The sequence below is a fragment of the Agromyces sp. Root1464 genome (genome assembly GCF_001427265.1).
In the GTDB taxonomy this organism is placed as follows: Bacteria; Actinomycetota; Actinomycetes; order Actinomycetales; family Microbacteriaceae; genus Agromyces; species Agromyces fucosus.
In genome coordinates, this window is record NZ_LMFU01000002.1 from 1141614 (window position 1) to 1160906 (window position 19293).

At 70.6% G+C, this 19293-nt stretch carries 16 protein-coding genes; 4 read left to right on the forward strand and 12 right to left on the reverse strand.

What is annotated here, in order from left to right; translation table 11 throughout:
- The first annotated feature begins 5 nt into the window (after positions 1–5).
- Genes ASD23_RS10945 through ASD23_RS10955 form a run of 3 tightly spaced genes read left to right on the forward strand, consistent with a single transcriptional unit; the run spans position 6 to position 2890 of the window.
- Entirely contained in the window at positions 6–1715 is a 1710-nt protein-coding gene (locus ASD23_RS10945) for an N-acyl-D-amino-acid deacylase family protein (RefSeq protein ID WP_082571375.1), read from the forward strand.
- Position 1716: 1 nt separating this feature from the next.
- Positions 1717–2448: an IclR family transcriptional regulator gene (locus ASD23_RS10950; RefSeq protein WP_056010251.1), complete on the forward strand. Its 732-nt coding sequence runs from the start codon at positions 1717–1719 to the stop codon at positions 2446–2448.
- A gap of 58 nt (positions 2449–2506) precedes the next feature.
- On the forward strand, positions 2507–2890 hold the full coding sequence (locus tag ASD23_RS10955; RefSeq protein ID WP_056010253.1) for a RidA family protein: 384 nt from the start codon (positions 2507–2509) through the stop codon (positions 2888–2890).
- Between the two features lie 82 nt (positions 2891–2972).
- Here ASD23_RS10955 and ASD23_RS10960 read toward each other — a convergent pair whose 3' ends face one another.
- The 5 genes from ASD23_RS10960 to ASD23_RS10980 are packed head-to-tail and all read right to left on the reverse strand — an operon-like array spanning position 2973 to position 10101.
- Positions 2973–3731, reverse strand: coding sequence for an SDR family NAD(P)-dependent oxidoreductase (locus ASD23_RS10960; protein WP_056010255.1), 759 nt, complete (start codon positions 3729–3731; stop codon positions 2973–2975).
- Positions 3721–4911 (reverse strand): ATP-NAD kinase family protein, encoded by a 1191-nt coding sequence (locus ASD23_RS10965; RefSeq protein ID WP_200941707.1) that lies wholly within the window; start codon positions 4909–4911, stop codon positions 3721–3723. Before ASD23_RS10965 ends, ASD23_RS10960 begins: the two co-directional genes overlap by 11 nt.
- 2 nt (positions 4912–4913) lie before the next feature.
- A complete protein-coding gene (gene gcvPB, locus ASD23_RS10970; RefSeq protein WP_056010258.1) occupies positions 4914–6536 on the reverse strand; it encodes an aminomethyl-transferring glycine dehydrogenase subunit GcvPB in 1623 nt (540 codons plus the stop codon).
- Positions 6533–7957 carry an aminomethyl-transferring glycine dehydrogenase subunit GcvPA gene (gene gcvPA / locus ASD23_RS10975; RefSeq protein WP_056010259.1) on the reverse strand — a complete coding sequence of 475 codons (1425 nt, stop codon included), beginning with the start codon at positions 7955–7957 and terminating at the stop codon, positions 6533–6535. Before gcvPA ends, gcvPB begins: the two co-directional genes overlap by 4 nt.
- Before the next feature lie 8 nt (positions 7958–7965).
- A complete protein-coding gene (locus ASD23_RS10980) occupies positions 7966–10101 on the reverse strand; it encodes a beta-galactosidase (RefSeq protein WP_056010261.1) in 2136 nt (711 codons plus the stop codon).
- A gap of 159 nt (positions 10102–10260) precedes the next feature.
- Here ASD23_RS10980 and ASD23_RS10985 point away from each other — a divergent pair, with 159 nt between their 5' ends.
- On the forward strand, positions 10261–10917 hold the full coding sequence (locus ASD23_RS10985; protein ID WP_056010263.1) for a GntR family transcriptional regulator: 657 nt from the start codon (positions 10261–10263) through the stop codon (positions 10915–10917).
- A 44-nt stretch (positions 10918–10961) separates the two neighbouring features.
- On the opposite strand, the gene ASD23_RS10990 is transcribed toward ASD23_RS10985, so the two are convergent.
- From ASD23_RS10990 to ASD23_RS11020, 7 genes are all read right to left on the reverse strand, one after another.
- Positions 10962–11867, reverse strand: coding sequence for a carbohydrate ABC transporter permease (locus tag ASD23_RS10990; protein WP_235507716.1), 906 nt, complete (start codon positions 11865–11867; stop codon positions 10962–10964).
- Complete coding sequence (locus ASD23_RS10995; protein WP_082571376.1) at positions 11864–12829, reverse strand: carbohydrate ABC transporter permease; 966 nt, start codon at positions 12827–12829, stop codon at positions 11864–11866. Before ASD23_RS10995 ends, ASD23_RS10990 begins: the two co-directional genes overlap by 4 nt.
- Before the next feature lie 4 nt (positions 12830–12833).
- A complete protein-coding gene (locus ASD23_RS11000; protein ID WP_056010265.1) occupies positions 12834–14150 on the reverse strand; it encodes an ABC transporter substrate-binding protein in 1317 nt (438 codons plus the stop codon).
- Positions 14151–14274: 124 nt separating this feature from the next.
- A complete protein-coding gene (locus ASD23_RS11005) occupies positions 14275–16068 on the reverse strand; it encodes an amylo-alpha-1,6-glucosidase (protein ID WP_056010267.1) in 1794 nt (597 codons plus the stop codon).
- Between the two features lie 14 nt (positions 16069–16082).
- Positions 16083–17030, reverse strand: coding sequence for a carbohydrate ABC transporter permease (locus ASD23_RS11010; RefSeq protein WP_082571377.1), 948 nt, complete (start codon positions 17028–17030; stop codon positions 16083–16085).
- Positions 17027–17992 (reverse strand): carbohydrate ABC transporter permease, encoded by a 966-nt coding sequence (locus ASD23_RS11015; RefSeq protein WP_082571378.1) that lies wholly within the window; start codon positions 17990–17992, stop codon positions 17027–17029. The genes ASD23_RS11010 and ASD23_RS11015 overlap by 4 nt, the downstream gene beginning before the upstream one ends.
- A gap of 1 nt (position 17993) precedes the next feature.
- Complete coding sequence (locus ASD23_RS11020) at positions 17994–19274, reverse strand: ABC transporter substrate-binding protein (protein WP_235507717.1); 1281 nt, start codon at positions 19272–19274, stop codon at positions 17994–17996.
- Positions 19275–19293: the final 19 nt, after the last annotated feature.

The following is a 19293-nucleotide window of genomic DNA, read 5'->3' on the forward strand; positions in this document are numbered from 1 at the left end:
TCGCGATGACCGTGATCATCCGAGACGTGGTCGTCGTCGATGCCGACGGCATCGGCGCCGCGGCATCCGACGTGCTCATCGCCGGCGAGCGCATCGAGGCCATCGCACCCACCGGCACGCTCGCCCCGGGCGACGCGCACGTCATCGACGGGCGCGGCCGGCTCCTCATGCCCGGCTTCGTCGACGCGCACTCCCACGCCGACGGCGCCCTCTTCGACCCCGAGGTGCAGCTCGCCCTGCTGCGGCAAGGCGTCACGACCGTCATCGGCGGGCAGGACGGCGTCGGCTACGCCCCGGGCGACGGCACGTACGCGACCGAGTACTTCGCGGCGATCAACGGATCGCACCCGAGCTACCGCGGCGGCGGGGTGGCCGCGCTGCTCGGCGCCTACGACGGCACCACCGCCTTGAACGCCGCCACCCTCGTGCCCGCCGGCACGGTGCGTTTCGAGGTCATGGGCCGGTCGACGGATGCCGCTTCGCCCGCCGAGCTCGCTCGCATGCGGGCCCTCGTGGCCGACGGGCTCGGCGAGGGCGCCCTCGGCCTCTCCACGGGCCTCGACTACGCGCCAGGCGTCTTCGCCGGCACTGAGGAGCTCGCCGCCCTCGCCGTGCCCGTCGCCGCTGCGGGGGCCGTCTACGTCTCGCACATGCGCGGCGGGTATGAGGCGAACTCCGCCGCGGGCATCGCCGAGGTGGCCGCCATCGCACGCAGCTCGGGTGCGCGCGTGCACGTCTCCCACTTCCACGCCGAGCCGCACCTCGTGCGGGAGCTCCTCACCGACCTCGACCGCGCCGGCGTCGACGCGACCTTCGACGCCTACCCGTACACGCGCGGCTGTTCGATCCTCGCGATGCCGATCCTGCCCGCCTCGCTGACGGTGCGACCCGCAGCAGAGGTCGCCGCGGAGCTCGCCGATCCCGGCATCCGCGCGATGCTCCGCGAGGAGTGGTTCCCGACGATCACCGGCTACGCGAGCCTCGGGCCCGAGTGGCCGTCGATGCTGACCCTCGCCCACGTCGCGGCGCCCGACTACGACTGGACGCACGGCCTGACGATCGCCGAAGGGGCCGCCGAGGCATCCGCTCGCTCCGGCGGTTCGATCGACGCGATCGACTTCGCGCTCGACGTGCTCGTCGCCTCGCGGCTCGAGGTCAACGTCGTGATGGCCGTGCAGCACGAACGCAGCGACGCCGGGCTCGCGGAGATCCTCTCGCACCCGGCCGCGATGGGCGGCTCCGACGGCATCTTCATCGGCCGGCACCCGCACCCTCGAGCGCGCGGCTCGTTCCCGCGCTCCCTCGCGATGCTCGTGCGCGAGCAGGCGACGCTCGGCTGGGCGGATGCCGCGGCGCTCGTCTCCGCCCGGTCGGCGGCTCGCTTCGGGCTCGGCGACCGCGGCGCCGTTCGCGAGGGCTTCGTCGCCGACCTCGTGCTCGTCGACCCCGATGCCGTGGGCGCGACCGCGAGCTACTCCGCGCCGCTCGGCCTCGGCGTCGGCATCGACGACGTGCTCGTGGCGGGCGTGCCCGTGCTCGCGGGCGGCGAGCTCACCGGGGCGACGCCCGGCCGAGGCATCCGTCGCGCCGCCGCCCGCGCCACGCACGCCGCGCCCGGTTCGGGACCACTCGTGTCGCACCGGACCGCAGACATCCCGGGTCCCGTGGGAGACGAATGGTCCCGAGACATCGCGGAAGAGGAAGAGGAGGTCTGACATGTCGCAGAGCGTGAAGCGTGCCGCCCGCATCATCGATGCGATCGCGGCCGACCCGCGCACGGTCGCCGAGCTCGCCGAGGCGTTCGAGCTGCATCGTTCGACGATGTTCCGCGAGCTGCAGGCGCTCGAGGAGGTCGGGTGGGTGCGGCGCCGCAGCACCGGGCGCTACACGCTCGGAACCCGGCTCGCCGCCCTCTCGAAGGAAGCGCTCGACTCGCTCGACCTGCGCGAGGCCGGCGCCGAGCACGTTCGCCGCCTGCAGCGCCGCACGGGTAACACCGTGCACCTCGCGGCGCTCATGGACCGATCGATCGTCTACGTCGACAAGGCCGAAGACGAGTCGGGCGTGCGCATGTACTCGCGCATCGGCCGCGCCGTCATCCCCAACTGCTCGGCCGTCGGCAAGGCGATCCTCGCCGACCTCGACACCGCGGGCCGCGACGCGGTGCTCGCCGGCATCACCTGGGAGCGGTACACCGACCTGACCATCACCACGCGCGAGCGACTCGACCGGGAGCTCGCCCTCGTGCGCTCCCGCGGCTGGGCCACCGACGACCGCGAGTTCGAGGCCTTCGTCAACTGCATCGCCGTGCCGATCCGGAGCTCCCTCGGCATCGTCGGCGCACTCTCCGTCACGGCGATCCGCATGGTCGCCGACCTCGACCGGTTGCGGGCGAACCTGCCCGCGATGCGGGAGACCGCCGACGCCATCGCCCGAGAGCTCGGCTGAGTTCGCGGGCTCGCCGCAGACCATCACGACCTCGACCGATCACCCCACAGGAGGAACCATGTCCAAGATCGCCGTCACCCTCTCGAACGCCCCGAAGCCCGCCGGCCCCTACAGCCACGGCGTCGTCGCCAACGGCTTCCTCTACACCGCCGGATTCGGCCCCCAGGATCCCGCCACCGGTGAGGTCGTTCCCGGCGGCGTCGCCGAGCAGACCCGCCAGGTGCTGCGCAACATCGGCGCAGTGCTCGCCGAGTACGAGCTGACGTTCGACGACGTCGTGAAGGTCACCGCCCACCTCGAGGACCTCGCCGACTTCGCCGAGTACAACGTCGCGTACGCCGAGTTCTTCACCGAGCCGTACCCCGTGCGCACCACGGTGGGCTCGCGCCTCGCGAACATCCTCGTCGAGATCGACGTCGTCGCCGCCATCCCCCAGGGCTGAGCGAGCCCCGCACGAGCCCCGAACAGAGCGGATGCCCCGTGGCCGATCGGCCACGGAGCATCCGTCGTTCGGCCGAATCCTGCTACGCGATGCCGCCGCCGTCGACGACGAGCGCGGAGCCCGTGACGTAGCTCGACTCGTCGCTCGCGAGCCACACAACGGCCGCGGCGATCTCGCGCGGCTCGCCCATGCGCTGCAGCGGCCGGTCGGCGGCTTCGGCGAGGAACGCGTCGGGATCCTGTGCGAGCTGGCGCGCCTCGTCGCGGAGCATCCCCGTGTTGACGTCGCCCGGGTTCACCGAGTTCACGCGGATGCCCTGCGGGCCGTGGTCGATCGCGAGCGCACGCGTCATGTTCACGACCGCGCCCTTCGAGGCGCAGTACGAGAGGGCCTGGCCGCCGCCCTTCAGACCCCATCCCGAGCCGGTGTTCACGATCGAACCGCCGCCGGCGGCCGCCATGATCGGCACGATGTGCTTGCACATCAGGAAGATCGAGCGCACGTTCACGCCGAAGACGCGATCCCACTCCTCGACGGTGGTCTCGACGGCCGTCGTGCGCCGGATGATGCCCGCGTTGTTGAAGACCACGTTCACCCCGCCGAACTCGGCGACCGCCGTCGCGACGACGCGCTCGATGTCGGCCTCGGACGAGACGTCGGCCGCGATCGCGATCGCGGTGCCGCCCGCCGCGCGGATCTCCTCGGCGACCGCTGCCGCGGCGTCGGCGTTCAGGTCGACGACGGCGACGGCCGCTCCTTCGGCGGCCAGGGCGATCGACGTGGCGCGGCCGATGCCGCCCGCGCCGCCGGTGACGATGGCCTGCTTGTTCTCAAGGCGCATGGCCTTCTCCTTCGGGGTCGGATGCCTCGGCATCGGGTGCGGTGACAGGGTAGATGCTGGTGGTGGCCGCGCTCGTGATCACGCGGACGAATCCCGCGAGCCGTGCGTCGACTGCGGCGTCGCCGGTGTCGACGAGCAGGGGTCGCCCGCCGAGGTCGATGAGCTTCTGCTCCGGTGCGACGGCGACGAGCGGGTCGGGGCCGAGGGCGCGCAGGACGCGCGCCGAGAGCTGCTGGTTGCCGCGGCCGAGCAGGAAGCCCTGCCCGCCGATCACCGAGACGACGGCCCTCGCCGGGCCTGCGGCGATCTCGTCGAGCAGCTCGGACTCGGACGCTGCGGCGCGCACGACGGCGCCGTCGAGCACGACGTCGACGCCGAGCGGGGTCTTCGCCACGCCGAGCTCGCGGGCGACTTCGGCCATCGTGCCGCCCGGTCCGAGCAGGTAGCGGACGCCGGGCCGCAGTGACCGAACGGCGCCGCGGGCCGCCGCGACGACGGCCGCGTGCTCGCTCGCCGGCGTCGCCGACTTGCGGGCCTGGGTGCGGCCGGCGAGGTACGGCACCGGCATGGTCGCGTAGAGTCTCGGCTCGACCCTGGCGACCCGGAGCTGGGCCTCGTCGACGTCGAGCACCTCCCGCTCCTGCACGGGCAGGGAGCGACCGGCCTCGGATGCCGCGACCCACGACGCGGCGAGCGCACCCGCTGCCCGGGGGCTCACGGCGAACACGGGCGAGTACATCTTCACGCCGGCCGGGATGCCGAGCGCCGCGGCGTCCGTGCCGAGCCCGGCGGCGACGTCGCGCGCGGTGCCGTCGCCGCCGGCGAAGAGCACGAGGCTCGCTCCGGCGTCGACGAGCGCACGTGCGGCGGCGGTCGTGTCGGCCGCGGTCGTCTCACCCGCCCCGTCCCTCGACGACGCGCGGAAGACGACGCGCGGCTCGAGACCGGCGGCTCTCACCACGTCCTCGCCCATCGCGCCGGCAGCCGTGATCACGACCGGTCGCGACGCATCCGCCGCGCTTCGCGCCGCCACCGTCTCGAGCGCGAGCCGCGCGCGCTCGGCGGCGCGACGGCGGGAGCCGAGCGCCTCCGCCCGCTCCTGCACGGCCGCGCCGTCGGAGCCGGCGAGCCCGGCGGGCCCGCCGACTCCGGCGATCGGGTTCACGACGAGGGCGATCACGCTCAGGCCGCGGTCTCCGCCGGCTCCGCCGCCGAAGCCGGCGTTCCGGCACCGAAGTACTTGCGCTGGTACGCGCGCCACGTGATTGCCCAGCGCTCGGGGTCGTCGAGGTCGTCGTGGTGGGTGTGGTGCACCGTCTGGTTGTGCGGCGCGGTGCGCACGACCTCCGGGGTCTCGCGCGCCTCGCGTGCGACCTCGGCGAGGACGGCCACGTACTCGTCGATCTCGGCCTTCGAGTACGACTCGGTCGGTTCGAGGGTGAAGGGCTGCGGCACGACGTACGGGTGGTGGCTCGTCCAGTAGTGCATGCCGAAGTCCGTCATGCGGATGCCGATCTCCTCCGACGAGATGCCGGTGTCCTCGAAGAGCTCCTGCCACGAGTACCGCACCTGCTCGATGCGGCGGCGACCCGCCGCGTACGGCGCGGAGGCGCCGGGGATCTCGAGCACCTTCGCGAGCAGGTAGTTGTTGTTCAGCACCGCGATCTCGGCCGCGGCGAGCAGGCCCTCGGCGCCGAGCGCCATGATCCACGAGTAGGCGCGCACGATGTTCGGGATCACGCCGTGGAACGGCGCGACCGAGCCGATCGACCGGGCATCCGTGTCGCGCAGGTCGAAGCGCACCGCGCCGTCGGCGGCGACCTCGCGCACGACCCGCGGGCCGGGCAGGAAGGGCGCGAGCGCGGCGCTGACCGCGTTCGCCCCGGCGCCCGGGCCGCCGCAGGCGTGCGGCGTCGAGAACGTCTTGTGCAGGTTGAAGTGGCACACGTCGAACCCGGCGTCGCGGGCGCGGGTGATGCCGAGGATGCCGTTCGCGTTCGCCTGGTCGTACGCGGCGAGCGCGCCGACCTCGTGCGCGGCATCCACCCACTGCTTGATCGCCGGGTTGTAGATGCCGGTGTCCTCGGGGTTGGTGACCATGATCGCCGCCGTGCGCGGCGAGAGCGCCGCCTTGAGGGCGGCGAGGTCGGGGTAGCCCTCCGCGTCGGGGAAGATCGTGATGACCTCGTAACCCGCGGCCTTCGCCGCCGCCGCGTTCGACGGGTGGCTGAAGATCGTCGTGATGACCTCGCGACGCTGCTCGCCCTCGCCATTCGCCTCGTGGTAGGCGCGGATCATGGCGATGTTGGCCCAGATCGCGGCCGAGCCGCCCTGCGTGTGCAGCGAGACCTGGTCCATGCCGGAGATCTCGGCGAGCATGCGCTCGAGGCTCCAGACGATCTCGAGCACGCCCTGCGCGTCGGCCGGGTCCTGCAGCGGGTGCATCGCCGTGAGCTGCGGGGTGCCGATGAGCTGGTCGTTGATCTTCGGCGAGTACTTCATCGTGCACGTGCCCTGGCCGATGTCGACGTTCAGGTCGGCGCCGAGGTTCTCCTGCGAGAGGCGCAGGTAGTGCTTCAGCACGCGCATCTGGCCGAGTTCGGGCAGCGCGGGCGGCGTCGCACGGCGAAGACCGGCGGGCAGCGCCGCCACGACGTCGCCGACCGCGTCGCGCACGCCCGGTTCGATCGGCGTGACGAACACGCCTCGCTCGCCCGGTGTCGAGAGCTCGAAGATGACCGGCTCGTCCCAGCTGGCCTGGTGGAACCGGCGGATGGCCGGCTTGGGCGCGAGTGGGAGACTCATGCGTTCTGCTCCTCGAGGATCGTTGCAGTGGTGACGGGGGTGGTCGAGGCATCCGCTGCGGTCGCGAGACCGGCGAGGGATGCCGCGAGCCGATCGATGTCGGCCTGGCTCGTGAGTTCGGTGACGCAGACGAGCAGCGTGTGCTCGCCGACGACGACGCCGGGCTCGATGCCGTCGCGGCGCAGCGCCTCGACGACGCCTTGGGCGGTGAGGCCGGCGCGGGCGACGTTCACCGTGAACTCCCGCAGGTGCAGCGCGCCGTCGGCGAGCACGACGCCGGGGATCGCGGCGAGCCGCTGCTGCGCGTAGCGGGTGCGGGCGAGCAGCAGCTCGCCGAGGTCGGCCATGCCCTGCGGACCCATGAGCGCGAGGTAGACGCCGGCGGCGATGCCCCACAGTGCGGCGGCCGTGCCGACCCATTCCTTGCCCTCCTCGCGCTGGGCGAAGGACGTGCGCTCGTAGGCGACGTCGCCGAAGCCCACTTCGCCGGGCACGTCGGTGGTGGCGAGTCCGAAGAGGCGGGACGGCATCTCCATGATGAAGGTCGGGTCGTCGGCGACGGCGATGAATCCGCCGTGCGCGCCGCCGTACCACTGGTGCAGTCCGAGCGACTGGATGTCGCCCGTGACGATGTCGGCGCCCTGCTCGGCGGGCGGGGTGAGCACGCCGTAGCCGATGGGGTCGGTGCCGACGACGACGATCGCACCCGCCTCGTGGGCGAGGTCGGAGATCGCGCGCAGCGCCGTCTCGACGGCGCCCGTCGCGCTCGGCGTCTCGAACCAGACCGCTGCCACGTCGGTGCCGAGGCGGGCGGCTATCGCCGCGGCATCCGCGGTGCCGTTCACCGTGGGCACGTGCTCGAGGTCGAGGTGCACGCGCACGAAGTCGGCCACCTTCGAGTACTTCGCGGGCAGCACGTCGCTCGCGACGAGCACGCGCCTGCGGCCCGTGATGCGACCGGCCATCGCGAGACCGGTCGCGGTCGCCTGGTAGCCGTCGTAGGTGGGCACGTTCACGACGTCCATGGCGAGCAGCTCGGCCATGAGCGACTGGTACTGGAACAGCGCCTGGAATCGGCCGTGGTCCTCGTAGGGCTCACCGGCGTAGGCGGTCAGGAACTCGCTCCGGTTGATGACCTCGTCGACGACCGCCGGCACGTAGTGCTGGTAGGTGCCGTGTCCGAGGAAACTCAGGCGGTCCTCGGTCGAGCGGTTCTTCGCGAGGAGACCGCGCACGTGACGCGCGAGATCCTGCTCGGCCGGGAACGGCGCGGGCAGGTCGAGCGGCCGGCTGAGGCGAAGCTCATCGGGCACGTCGGCGTAGAACTCCGCGACCGACGCCGCGCCGGTGGCGTCGAGCATGGCCTGCTTGACGTCGGGTGCGGTGTTCGGCAGGTACGGGTGGGTGAAGGGTTGGTTCATGGGAGCCTTCAGTCGTCGATGTCGGACAGGGTGATGAACGGGGCGGCGCCGGCCCGCGGGGTCGCGAGCACGGCGGCGCCGAAACGCGGCAGGGTGAGGGTGGCTCGCCCGCCGGTCGAGTGGCGGAGCGTATCGAGACCCTCGGGCGCGAGCAGGTCGCGGGCGCCTTCGGGCACGTCGACGACGAGTTCGTCGCGACCGTGGTTCAGGACGAAGGTGTAGTCGGTGTTCTCGTCGCTTCGGGTGACGGCTTCGAGGTCGGCGTGGGTGCGGTCGCGCGCCGGCAGGCGGGCGGCGCCGAGCACGGCGCGGAAGAGCTCGATGAGGCCCGTCGGCTCGAGCACGCAGCTGACGTACCAGGCGGCGCCGGCCGAGGAGCTCGGCGTGTCGAGACCAGCGGATGCCTCGACCGACGCCGGGCGCCGCGTGATCGCCGGCCGACCGTCGAGCTCGCCGCTCGCGTAGCCCGCCACCACGTCGGTGCTGGGGTGCACTTCTAGCCACTCGCCCCAGATCGGCGCGTCGAACTCCGCGAGGCCGTCGGCGAAGGCGACGCGCTCGGCCCGCCCGTCGGCCACCGGCCACTGCTCGTCGACCTCGACGCCGAGGAGGCCCCTGAGCGGGCCGGGAGCGCCGCCGTCGTGCACCTTCTCGGTCGCGTCGACGACGCCCGAGAACGGGCCGACCACGAGCTGGCCGCCTCGCTCGACGAAGGTCGCGAACGCGGCGGCCTGGGCGCCATCCGTCACGTAGAGGTTGGGCGCGACGACGAGGTCGTAGCCCGAGAGGTCGGAGGTCGCCTGCACCGCGTCGACGGGGTGGCCGAGCGCGAAGAGGGCCGCGTTCCAGGCGCGCGCCTGCGCGAGCCACTCGAGCCGCTGCGACGGCAGCGACTCGGCGGCCGACGAGCCCCACCACGAGTCGTGGTCGATGACCAGTGCGACGCGGGAGCGCACGCGGCTGCCGCGCACCGGTTCGAGACGCTGCAGTTCGGCACCGAACGCCTTCGCCTCCTGGAAGGTGCGGGAGGCCTCGCCGCGGTGCCCGAGCATCGCCGAGTGGAACTTCTCCTGCCCGTATTTCGCCTGACGCCACTGGAAGCACATGGCGCCGTCGGAACCGTGCGCGATGGCCTGCAGGCTGCCGATGCGCATCTGGCCGGGCGCCTTCGGCACGTTGACGTCTCGCCAGCTCACGCCGCTCGGAGCCTGCTCGAGCAGCAGCCACGGCTGTCCGCCTTTGAGCGAACGCATGTAGCCGTAGTTCAGCGCCGCGGGCACGTGCGCGAGCGGATCGGCCGGGTCGGGGTACGCGTCGTCGGTGACGAGGTCCTCGACGGCCGCGAAGTCCCAGTAGTTCAGGTCGCGCAGGATGCTCATGAAGTTGGTGGTCACGCCGATCTCGGGCGTGACCTCCCGGAGGATCTCGACCTCGATCTCGAAGAGCTCGAGCAGCGCGTCGGAGGAGAACCGCTCGAAGTCGAGCAGCTGGGTGGGATTCACGGGCCCGGTCGAGCGCCGCGGCGCCTCGATGTGCGCCCACTCGGTGTACCGCTGACCCCAGACGTTCACACCCCACGCCTCGTTCAGCCCGTCGAGGGTGCCGTAGCGCTGCTCGAGCCAACGGCGGAAGTGAGCGGATGACTCGGGGCACCAGCACCGCGAGACGTGATCGCCGTACTCGTTCGAGATGTGCCAGAGCGCGAGCGCGGGGTGCTCGCCATAGCGTTCGGCCATCGCCCGGGTCATGCGCCCGACGTGCTCGCGCCAGACGGGCGAGCTCGGGCAGTAGGCCTGGCGCGAGCCGAACTCGAGGCGCCGGCCGCTCTCGTCGCTCGGCAGCATCTCGGGGTGGCTGCGAACGAGCCATGACGGGGGCGTCGCGGTCGCCGTCGCGAGGTCGATGCGGATGCCGGCCTCCCAGAGGATCTCGATGACGCGATCGAGCCATCCCCAGTCGTAGACGCCGGGGGCGGTCTCGAGCTGCGGCCATGAGAACACCGGGAGGCTCACGATGTTGACGCCGGCCTCGCGCATGAGCCGGGCGTCCTGGTGCCAGACCTCTTCTGGCCACTGGTCGGGGTTGTAATCGCCGCCGTAGGCGAGCGCATCGAGTCGGATGCTGCGGGGGACGTCGACGGCCACACCTGCTCCTCGGTCTCTTGGGGTGTACACGCTGCGGTGCAGAATGTATTCTGTATACAGACACCGTAAACGGAATGCCGGAACCGGTCAAGCCCTCGCAAACGCCTAGGCTGGCCGCGGATGGCCCGAGCGGCCGTGAGCGGCCCGGAAGGCGAATACATGGCGATCGAACGCAAGAACCTGCGATCGCAGGTGCGCGAGGAACTGCTCGCGCGCATGCGATCGGGTGCGGTCCAACCCGGCGAGGGCATCAACGAGGTGCAGCTCGCCGGTGAGCTCGGCGTCAGCCGCACGCCGCTCCGCGAAGCCCTCATCGCGCTCGAGAGCGAGGGTCAGATCACGAGCGAGAACGGCAAGGGCTTCCGGTTCGTGCCGCTGAGCGCGAGCGAGTTCGAGGACCTCGCCCCCGTGATGGCCGCCCTCGAAGGGCTCGCGCTCGAGCTCAGCCCCATCGAACGGCTGCGCGAGATCGGCGGGCGGCTCTCCGAGCTCGCGGCCGAGTTCGACCAGGAGGTCGTCGAGCACGCGCTCGTGGTCACGAAGGACGACGAGTGGCACGGCATCATGCTCTCCGCGTGCCCGAACGTGCGTCTGCTCGATGTCATCGCGAGCGTGCGGGGCGCCTTCCACCGGTACGAGTCGCTGCTCGTACCGAACGACGTCATGGTCGAGCGAGTCGCCGCCGAGCACGCCGCGATCGCCGCGCGTCTCGAGGTCGGCGACGTTCCGGGTGCCGTGGCGGCCCTCAAGGCCAACTGGATGCACGGCATGCAGCGGATCCTCGACAACGCCTCGAGCCCCTACTTCTCCGCCTGACCCGACTGCCCCGCCCGCACCGGTCGAGCAGCGATGCCGCCCGCTCAGCCCTTGACGGCGCCGCCCATCAGGCCCGACACGAACTGCTTCTGGAACACCAGGAACAGCAGCATGAGCGGCAGCGTCGCGAGCAGGGAGCCGAGCATGAGTCCCGAGTAGTCGACGCGCGACATGCCGATCATCGTGTTGAGCGCCACCGGAACCGTGTACCGGTCCTCGGTGTTCAGCATCAGCAGCGGCCAGATGAATGCGTTCCACTGGCTGATGAAGGTGTAGATCACGAGTGCGGCGAGCTGCGGCCGGGCCACCGGCAGCACGATGCGATAGAAGGTGCGCAGCTCCCCGGCCCCGTCGATGCGCGCCGCCTCGATGAGCGTCGCGGGGAAGTCGAGGAACGACTGCCGCATGAGGAAGATGCCGAACGCGTTCGCGAGGAACGGCAGGATGACGGCCTGGTAGCTGTCGATCCATCCGGCGCTCGCCATCATCTGGAACAGGGGCACGAGCAGCACCTGCATCGGGATCATCATCGTCACGAGCACGACGCCGAGGAGCACTCCGCGCCCTCTGAACCGGTAGGTGGCGAGTCCGTAGCCGGCCATCACGCTCACGACCGCCGAGAACACCGTGTACACGACGGCGATGCCGAGGCTGTTGAGCATGACCTGGCTGAAGTTCACCGACTCCTGCAGCCGCGCGAGGTTCTCCCACAGCTGGTCGCCGGGCAGCACGGGCAGCGGCGTGCCGAACAGCTCGGGGGTCGAGTGCGTCGAGGCGATCACCATCCAGAGGAACGGCAGCACCGAGAAGACGCTCGCGACCGCGAGCAGCAGGTAGACGGGCAGGCGAAGGATGCCGCGGGCGAGCGCCGGGCGGAACCCGGTCGGGCGCGACTCACGCGCACCCCTCGCCTCGGGGTTGACGGACGTCAGTGCCGAGGTCGCGGTCACGGCTTCTCCCTCATGATGCGGAACTGCACGATCGCGATGATCGCGGTGATGACGACGAGCATCCACGCGATCGCGGAGGCGTAGCCGAAGTCGAACTGGCGGAACCCGACCTTGTACAGGTAGAGCACGGGGGTGAGCGTGGCGTCGTTCGGGCCGCCCTCGGTGAGGATCCAGTTCTCGTCGAAGAGCTGCAGCGCGCCGATCGTCGAGGTCACGGTCGTGAAGATCAACACGGGCCGCAGCTGCGGGATGACGATCTTCGTGAAGATCTGCCAGCGCCCGGCACCGTCGATGCGGGCGGCCTCGTACAGCTCCCCCGGGATCGCCTGCAGCCCGGCGAGGATGATCACCATGTTGTAGCCGGTCCATCGCCACGTGATCGCCGCGACGAGCGCGACGCGTGCCCACCACTCGTTGTTGAGCCAGTCGACGGGTGCGACGCCGACGAGGCCGAGCATATGGTTCACCGCTCCCCCGTCGGTCGCGAGCATCACGCGGAACACGACGGCGTAGGCGACAAGCGTCGTCACGGCGGGCAGGAAGGTCAGGAGGCGGAACCCGGAGCGGAACCTGAGCCAGGACTGGTTCAGCAGGTACGCGAGCCCGACGGCGAGCCCGATCATGAGGGGCACCTGCACGATCAGGATGAGGCCGGCGTTGAAGAGGCTCTTCGCGATCAGCGGATCGGAGAAGAGCCGCGCGTACTGCTCGAGGCCCACCCAGCTCGAGACCCCGCCCGAGGTGGCGAAGAAGCTCTGCCAGAGCGAGGTGACGAGCGGGTAGGCGAAGAAGATCGCGAGCAGGGCGGCCGCGGGCAGGGCGAACCACGCCCCCGGTCGCTGGAGCCTGCGCCCCAGCGTCCGGGAACGGCGGGGCGCGGCATCCGGTTCGTCGCCTCGGATGCCTCGCCCCTCGTTCGCTCCACGCCCGCGCTCGCCGGTGGCGAGCGTCGGTGCGGTCATGGTGCTACTCCGCGATCTCGCGGTCGGTCGCCGTCGCGATCTGCTGCGCCGCGTCGTCGAGCGCCTGCTGCGGGTCGGCGCCGTTGAGCACGGCGGCGACGACGGCGTTCGCGACGATGTCGCTCGCTTCGGCGTTGTCGGTCGTGAAGGTGATCGCGGGGATGTTCGCGGTCTGCTCGGCGAAGAGCTCGTAGACGGGCTGACCGCCGAAGTACTCCTGCGGCTCGGCGAAGTACTCGCCCTGCAGTGCCGGCAGGTAGGACGGGAAGAGGCCCTCGTGCTCCATCATCGAAGCCTGGTTCTCAGCGTCGGCGAGCGCGAAGTCGACGAACGCGGCCGCGAGCTGCGGGTTCTTCGCCTGCGCCGGCACGGCGAGACCCGAGCCGCCGCTGTTGGACGTGCGGACGCCGTCCTCCTCGAAGGCCGGCAGCTCGGTCACCCCGTAGCTGCCGCTGAGTTCGGGGGCGTCGCCGAGCAGCGTGCCGATCCACCAGACCGCCTCGGGAGTGACCGCCGAGTCGCCGTCCTTGGCGCTCGTGACGCGGCCGTCCCAGCCCTTGACGTTCTTCAGCAGGCCCTTCTCGTTGAGCGTCTGCAGCAGCGTGAGCGCCTCGACGGCTTCGGGCGAGTTGACGGTGATGTCGCCGTGCTCGTCGAACAGTCCCTGCCCCTGCTGCTGCAGGAGCATCTGGAACCCGCCGCCCGTCGCGACGTCGAGGGAGAGGAGGGTGTGGCCGCTCTCGGCCTTGATCTGCTCGCCGGCCGCGACGAGGTCGTCCCACGTCGCGATCGAGGCCGGGTCGATGCCCGCCTCCTCGAAGTAGTCGGTGCGGTAGAACAGGCCCACGGTGCCCGAGTCCCACGGCGCGACCTTGAGCGCGCCGTCGGCGTCGGACTGCGCCGCCCACTTGAACGGGTCGAAGTCGGCCTCCGCATCGCCGAGCACGGGGTCCAGATCGACGAGGCCGCTCGGGAACTCGTTGATGTAGCCGGGGGCGCGGTCGGTCTCGATCGTCACGACGTCTGGCAGGCCGCTGCCCGCCTGGAGGCCGACCGAGAGCTTGTCGTAGGCGTTGTCGTACCCGACGTCGACCACGTTCACGGTCGTGCCGGGGTGCTCGGCCTCGAAGTCGGCGCCGAGGCGGTCGAGCGCGGTCGCGGCGACGTCCCACGACCACACGGTGATCTCGCCCGCGAGCTTCGCGTCTGGGTCGAGCACCACGGGACCGGCGGACTGGCCGCCGCCCATGGCGCAGCCGGCGAGGAGCGCGACGCCTGCGAGGGTCGAGGCGGACGCGAGCAGGGTACGGGTCGTGTTCATCTGGACTTCCTTGTCTGATCTGAATATTGAATACACACAGTGGGTGGGATGGCCCCGGGCTCCGCCGGTCGAGGAGCGACGAAGGAGCGTATCGAGACCCCGCACGAGGTCTCGATACGCTTCGCTACTCGACCGGCAGAAGTTCGACCGGCAGGGGCTCGACCGACGGAGCCGACAGTCCGACCGCGAGGTCGATGAAGAGCGCCGCGGACCAGCCGAACGCGGTCGTCGCGGTGCTCGCCTTCCGCCCGGTGGCCGGGTTGAAGTACTCGTGAGGTCCGCCGGCGTTCACCACGAGCGCGACCGTGCGTTCGGCGAGGTCGCGGGCGAGTTCCGGATGCCCCGAGGCCCGCAGCCCTTCGATGATGAGCGTGTTCGTGTTCACCCACACCGGCCCGCGCCACATCCGCTCGGCCGAGAAGTCGGGATCGGCGGCCGAGACCGTCGGCACCGTCCAGGGCAGGCCGTATCGGGCCGGGTCGGCGAGTGCGGCGATGAGCGCATCGACGACCGGCTGCGGCAGCCCGCCGGTCAGGAGCGGCATGAAGCCGACGATCGCGTCAGTGCCGACCGTCTCCCCCGCAGCCCGGGCGAGGAACCGGCCGGATTCCGGATGCCACATGCCGAGGAGCAGCTCGAGGGTGCGAGCGGCGCGGTCCCGGTGCGCGCGGGGGTCGCCCGCGGCATCCGTGCCGTAGCGTTCGGCGAGCCGTGCGAGCTCCAGGTCCTGGAGCACGAGGTAGGCGCCGAGGTCGGGCGCGGTCGTCGGCAAGGGGCCGTCGAAGATGGGGCAGTCGTCGAGACCCGAGGAGTAGGGGTGACCGTACTCGGGCATCCCGTCGCCGTCGAGATCGCTGCCGGCGAACCACCAGTCCTGCGAGCGACGGATCGTCTCGAGCTGTGCGCGGGCCCATTCCGGCGCGTCCTCGACCTCGAGCACCTTCGCAAGGGCCCATGCTGCGAGCGGCGGCTTGGTCAGCGGCACCGAGGCGTTCGGATCGGCGATCTGCGAACCGGCGCGGCGCAGGCGGTCGCGGTCGGCAGCGGGCAGGTCGTCGCTCGAGGCGAGCACGCCCTGCTCGTGCACGACGTCGGGCAGCTGCCCGTCGTCACCGGGGAATCGGAAGGCGATCTCGAGCTGCTCGCGGGCGAGCGCCGGATCGCCGTGGCGCAGGCCCACCGCGATGAAGTACGCGTCCCACTGCCAGACACCGACGTACCCGATCTTCGACGGCACGACCCCGCGCGCCTCGCCGATCGACGGCAGCTCGACGATGTTCGCGCCGAGCACCCACCAGCAGAAGGCGGCCATCTGCTGCAGGTCGCTGCGCACGATCGGGCACTTCGCGAACCAGTCGATCCAGAGGCGCTCGGTCGCCACGAGGTCGTCGTCTGGCGCAGCGGATGCCTCGTGCCGCACTGAGCGGTCGGCTCCGACGTGCAAACGCAAGGCCGGTGCCTCAGCGGTGAGCTCCACGCGGGTGCGCGCGCCGTCCGGCACCGTCCACTCGACGCTCGAGCCGACGCCGGCGATGCCGAGCGCTCCGGGTCCGGCAAACGTGAGCGTCGCCGCTCCCCCGCCGAACTCGATGACGTGCGGCAGCACACGCGTGACGGGCAGCGCTACGCCGTCGGCGCCTCTCACCACGAGTTCGTCGATCACTCGGCAGTCGTCGAGCCAGCGCTCGTACTCAGAGGTGTGCACGCGAAGCGCCGTCGCGGGGGCGGGATCGACGGCCTCCTCGTCGCCGATCCGGTCGGCCAGCTCCGCCCGGTCGGCCCGGAACACGAGCACGCGCGAGCGCGGCAACGTGAACGGAGCCTGCACGAGATCGAGATGGCGGCCGGCGAGGCCGGCCAGCTCCGAGGCATCCGCTTGGTCTCGATACGCTTCGCTACTCGACCGGCTGGCAGTCATCGACCTTGTCACGCTCATCGTCCGCCCAGTCCCGAGGCCGCCATGCTGTTGAGGATGCGGCGCTGGCCGATGACGAACACGATCAGCATCGGGATCGTCGAGATCGCCGAGGCGGCCATGACGAGCCCGTAGTTGACCGAGCCGAACTGCCCCTGGAAGCTCGAGAGCAGGAGCGGCACCGTGAACAGGTCGGGGCTGTTCAGCAGCACGAGCGGGAACAGGAACGCGTTCCACACATCGAGCGCGACGATGATGCTGAGCGCCGCGAGGCCCGGCTTCAGGTTCGGCAGCACGACGCTCCAGAAGATCCGCCAGCGGCCGGCGCCGTCGACGATCGCCGCCTCCTCGAGCTCCTTCGGCAGCGACAGCACGAACTGACGCATGAGGAACACCGCGAACGGGTTCGCGAGCAGACCCGGCACGATGAGTGCGAGGTGCGAGTCGACCCAGCCGAGCTGCGTCATCAGGATGTAGAACGGGATCAGGGTGACCTGCTTGGGGATCATCTGCGTCGCGAGGAACACGATGAACAGCACCCGGCTGCCACGGAAGCGGATGCGCGCGAAGGCGTAGCCGGCCATCGACGCGGTGAGCAGCGTGCCGACGACGACGAGCGCCGCGATGTAGATGCTGTTGACGTAGGCCTGGCCGAACGGCACCGCGTTCCATGCTTCGACGTAGTTGTCGAACGTCCAGGGCTGGGGCAGGAACGCGAGCGGGTCCTGCAGCAGCTGGGGCAGCGACTTGAACGACGTCAGCAGCATCCAGACGAACGGGAACACCATCGCGAGTCCGGCGACGATGAGGGCGACGTGCAGGGCCGTGGCACCGAGGCGTCGGCCGCCCTTGCCGGTGCGCGCGCCCGTGGGGCGGTGCTCGAAACCGGGCGCGCTCAATGCGACCGTCGAGTCCGTGGGCGGGGTCTGGGTTCCGTCGACCAGGCGCGGGTTCGCAAGGCTCATGCTGCGTCATCCTCGTAGTGCACGAACTTCTTCTGGGCGCCGAACTGGATCGCCGTGATCACGAGGGTGATCACGAGCAGGATCACGCTCGCGGCACTCGACGGGCCGATCTCGAACTTGCCGAAGCCGAGATCGTAGATGTGGTACACGATCGTGCGGGTCGCGTTGTCGGGACCGGCGTTCGAGACGAGTACGTAGACGGTGTCGAAGGTCTGCAGCGACGAGATGAACGCGACCACCGACGAGAAGAACACGATCGGCGACAGCAGCGGCAGGCGAATGCTGGTGAGCAGCCGCCAGGCACCGGCACCGTCGATGCGGGCCGCCTCGATGACCGACGGCGAGATGTTCTGCAGGCCCGCGAGGAAGATGATGACGTTGAGCCCGAGCGACGACCAGATGGTCACGATGCAGACCGCGAGCAGGGCGAGCTTCGGGTCGCCGAGCCAGTCGGGCGGAGCGATGCCGAAGATGTTCGAGATCGCCGTCGAGAGCACTCCGTCGGCACGGAACATCTGCTGCCAGATCATCGCGACCGCGACCGTCGAGGTCACCACCGGCGCGAAGAACAGCACCAGGTAGAGCGTGCGCGTCTTCAGCTTCTCGAGCGCGACCGCGATGACGACGGCGAGGCCGAGGCCGATGGGCACCGTCACGAACGCGATGATGAGCGTGTTCACGATGGAGCGCAGCAGCAGCTCGTCCTGCAACTGGGCGCTGAAGTTCTCGAAGCCGACCCAGGTGAGCTCCCCGAGTCCGTCCCAGCTCGCGAAGGCGAGCACCATGCTCGCCGCGAACGGCAGCACCACGAACAGCGACATGCCGAGCAGCTGCGGGCCGACGAACACGTAGCCCCATCGTCGGTCCCGTCGGCGCCAGGCCGACTCCTTCCGCGGGCGGCGTGGGGCGGATGCCGCAGGCTGGGCCTGCGGCATCCGCTCACCGGTGGTGAGTGCGGTCACGCTACTCGCCCGACTTCTCCGCCACGAGATCGGCGGCCTCGTCGAGGGTGGTCTGCGCGTCCTGCTTGCCCTCGTAGAGCTTCAGGAAGAGGTCGCTGATGTCGATCGAGAGACCGGGCACGCGGGCCTCGGCGGCGTAGTTCGTGAAGCCGACGTCTCGCATGTCGAGGAAGGTCTGCGCGTGGGCGGGGTAGTCGCCCTCGAGCACGACGTCGTCGGCACCCTTGATCGAGGGCACGGCGTTGCCACCGCCCTCGAGACGGAAGGTCTGCCCCTCGGCCGAGAGGAACTCGGTCCAGAACGTGAAGGCCGCGTCAGGCGCCGCCGTCTTGCCGTTGATCGCGAGGAACGAGACCGCGACGCCGGTCGGTGCGACCTCGCCGTCGGGCGTCGGCCAGCGCACGATGTCGTAGCTGTCCTGCTCGCCGGTCGATTCGACCGTGCCGATCGTGTAGCGGCCCTGCACGAAGAATCCGGCCTTGTGGGTCACGAAGACGCTGTCTGCGCCGGCGCCGTCGGGCAGCGTGTCCGCGACGACGAAGGTGCCGTCCTGGAACTGGGCACCGAGGGTGTCGATCGCCTCGACGCTCGCCGGGTCGCTGTTCGCCGTGAAGGCGCCCGACTCGTCGTACGGTGCGGGCAGCCCCTGCGACGACAACCAGCTCCAGTGCGTCGCCCAGTAGTTCCAGAACATCGAACCGGTCAGGCCCGCGTCCTTCAGCTCGGCGTTCATCTCGAGGTACTTCTCGGTCGTCCACTCGCCGTTCTCAGCGAGGGTGGCCGGGTCCTCCGTGATGCCGGCGGCTTCGAGCGCCTGCTTGTCGTACCAGAGCACATCGGGGTTCGAGTCGTTCGGCGCACCGTAGTACTCGCCATCCTTCTCAGCGGCACCGAAGAGGCCCGGGAAGAAGTCGTCGGGCTTCGTCTGGCTGTCCTCGCCCTCCATGAGCTCCTTCAGCGGCATGAGCCGGCCGGAGTCGACGAACTGGCCCATCTTGTCGTCGCCGACGTAGAAGACATCGGGTGCGGTGTTGCTGGCGAGCTGGGCGAGGAGCTTCGAGTGGTACTCGTCGTAGCTCGCGACCGGCTGGAGCTTGACCGTGATGTCGGGGTGGCGCTTCATGAACTCCTTGTTGAAGTCCTGGTAGCGGGTGAGCTCTTCGGCGGTGCCCCAGGTCGACCACACCACGGTGTTCTCGTCCTTCGCACCTCCTCCGCCGCTGCAGGCCGCCAGGCCGACGGCGAGAGCGCTTGCCGCGCCGATCGCCAGGAGACGTCTCATCTTCGAGTTCGCGCGGGCC